Raw genomic sequence first — 2578 nt, 5'->3', positions numbered from 1 at the left:
TTTAATTACATAAATTTCGTTAATTTAAATATATTCTTAATTAAGTCGAATCAACTTATGATTGGCTTGTAAGAAATAGCCGGCTTAACTTTATATCATCACTTGTGAAATATTTCACATAATACTTTTATTTTTTTATAGTCATTTGTGAAATACTTCACAATTAATTTACTTGGGGGAATACTTTATGGAAATGCTAAAAATTATCCAAACAACCCTTACAGATATGAGTATTGTTAGTTCCATTACGTCAACAATCTTCATAATCTTATTAGGCTTCTTTTGTCGGAAAAAAGGAATTTTTAATGATCAGGTTGGAAAAATTCTATCAAAGGTTGTATTGACAGTAGCATTACCTGCCTTAGCCTTTAATTCCTTTATGCAGGATATTAACAAAGAGTCACTGGCCGAAGGAATGAACATTTTAGTTTGGGGCCTACTTATTTACATCCTATTAATCTTTATCTCAAAACCTATGTATCTCAAATTTAAAGATGACAAGCAAACCACTTTGCGCGTTTTAACGATTTTTGGTTCAACAACATTCTTTGGGATTCCAATTGTCGGCGCCATTTATGGAGCTGAAGGTGTTCTATATGCATCTATTTTTAATATCGGTTATCGAATTTTCCTCTACTCATACGGCTATATCAAAATGAGTGGATTAAAAATGGAAACAAAAAATATAAAAGAAATGTTTCTTAATCCAATTGTCATTGCAACCTTTCTAGGATTATTCATTTGGATCTTTCAAGGTTCACTTCCACAAGTGACCGTTGCAGCTTCTGATGGGACAATTTCTAACTTTGCTTTCTTGCGGATCGATCAGACAGCCGTCTGGTTATATAAGCCACTGACTTATTTAGCGGGTTTAGCTTCACCGCTCGCTTGGCTTTCGATTGGTGCAACACTGGGAGCTGTTAAGTTTAATGCTGCTGTTACTGACCGGACATCCTGGATATACAGTTTCAACAAAATTTTGCTCGTCCCTATTATCAATCTTGTTTTACTCGCTATCCTTTCATTAACAGGAATTCTTACAATGAGTGCTATGTGTGTAGGGATTGTTGTTATCATGATGGCAACACCAACTGCCACTGTAGCAGCTGCGTATGCGATTAGCTTTGATAAGGATACGGTACTTGCTTCTAATACATCTTTACTTTCAACGATCACAGCAGTTGTCATGATTCCGGTATGGATTATCATCATTAATTTAGTTAGTCTTTCTGGTATTTTTGGTTAAATCAAATCAATCGAAAAGGAGAAATGAACAATGACACTTAAAATAGCTTGTTACGGAGTAAGAAAAAATGAGGTTCGTTATTTCAATCAATTAAATAAATATGGTTTTGAGCTAAATTTGATTGAAGAATTACTTAATCATGACAATATTGATACTGCAAAAGGAATGGATGCTGTTTTATTAAGAGGCAACTGTGTGGCCGATAAGCAAAATATGCAAAAGATGAAAGAATTCGGTATTAAATATGTTTTCACTCGTACAGTTGGCTACAACCATATTGACTTGCAGGCAGCAGCAGATTGCGATATGCATGTGGCAAGAGTTCCTTCCTACTCGCCAAATGCGATTGCCGAATTAGCTTTAACACTTGCAATGTCACTATTGAGACATACAGCATACACAACGACACGTACAGCTAATAATGATTTTACTGTTGATGGCGTTATGTTTAGTAAAGAAATTAGAAATTGTAAGTTGGTATTATTGGTATTGGAAAAATTGGTTTAACAGAAGCTAAGCTTTTTAAAGGCCTTGGTGCTGAAGTTCTAGCATTTGATGTATATCAAAGTGAAGAAGCGAAACAAGTAGTTACCTTTATGGAAATGGATGAATTATTAGAAGAAAGTGATATTGTCAGTATTCATGTACCTTATTTTCCAGGGAAGAATGATAAATTGGTCAATACTGACTTCATAGCAAAAATGAAAGATGGTGCCATTCTTATTAACACTGCCCGTGGTGAACTACAAGATAATGAAGCCATTCTTAACGCTCTTAAAACTCGTAAACTCGAAGGCTTTGCAACAGATGTCTTTGCAAATGAAGAACAAATATTCTTCCAAAAATTTGACAAACCAACAAAGAAATTAGACCCAACTGTACAAGCATTGATCGATTTATACCCACGTGTTCTTGTAACACCACATATTGGCTCAAACACAGATGAAGCACTCGTCAATATGATTGAAACGAGCTTTGAAAACTTTTATGATGTCATAACAAGTGGTCAAACATCCAATGCTATTCCTTTACCAAACAGGCGAGAACTTGTCGTCTAAAAACTTCCAATGGAATTCGCTCTGCTTTATCGAAAGTAAAAGGTCAAACCTCACACGACTTGATGTGACTGGTTTGACCTTTTTTTATAAATGGCGTAAGTTAATGCTCATTCTCAAGGACAGTATGAAATACCGTAATCGGCCCGCCTGACTGCCATGTAACAAACATATTAATATAATCTTTTATCAAGTCTAATTCGATCAAACGTAACTAATATTTCAAACTTGTAAATCTTTTATTAAATAAATACAGTTCAAAAGTATTATTCTATTT

At 34.4% G+C, this 2578-nt stretch carries 3 protein-coding genes; all 3 read left to right on the top strand.

Going from position 1 to position 2578, the window contains the following annotated elements; all coding sequences use genetic code 11:
• Positions 1-187 precede the first annotated feature (187 nt).
• Genes V7164_RS18895 through V7164_RS18885 form a run of 3 tightly spaced genes read left to right on the top strand, consistent with a single transcriptional unit; the run spans position 188 to position 2304 of the window.
• Entirely contained in the window at positions 188-1246 is a 1059-nt protein-coding gene (locus V7164_RS18895; protein WP_335354900.1) for an AEC family transporter, read from the top strand.
• Positions 1247-1276: 30 nt separating this feature from the next.
• The gene (locus V7164_RS18890) at positions 1277-1753 is read left to right on the top strand and encodes a hypothetical protein (protein WP_335354899.1); all 477 of its coding nucleotides are present in this window, start codon (positions 1277-1279) and stop codon (positions 1751-1753) included.
• Positions 1726-2304 carry an NAD(P)-dependent oxidoreductase gene (locus tag V7164_RS18885; RefSeq protein ID WP_335354901.1) on the top strand — a complete coding sequence of 193 codons (579 nt, stop codon included), beginning with the start codon at positions 1726-1728 and terminating at the stop codon, positions 2302-2304. Before V7164_RS18890 ends, V7164_RS18885 begins: the two co-directional genes overlap by 28 nt.
• The last annotated feature ends 274 nt before the right edge of the window (positions 2305-2578 follow it).

Origin of the sequence: Bacillus sp. JJ1474 (genome assembly GCF_036965225.1) — a bacterium.
Classification (GTDB): domain Bacteria; phylum Bacillota; class Bacilli; order Bacillales; family Cytobacillaceae; genus Cytobacillus.
The sequence above is the reverse complement of the archived record's forward strand: the minus strand, read 5'-3'. Positions and strand labels throughout refer to the sequence as shown.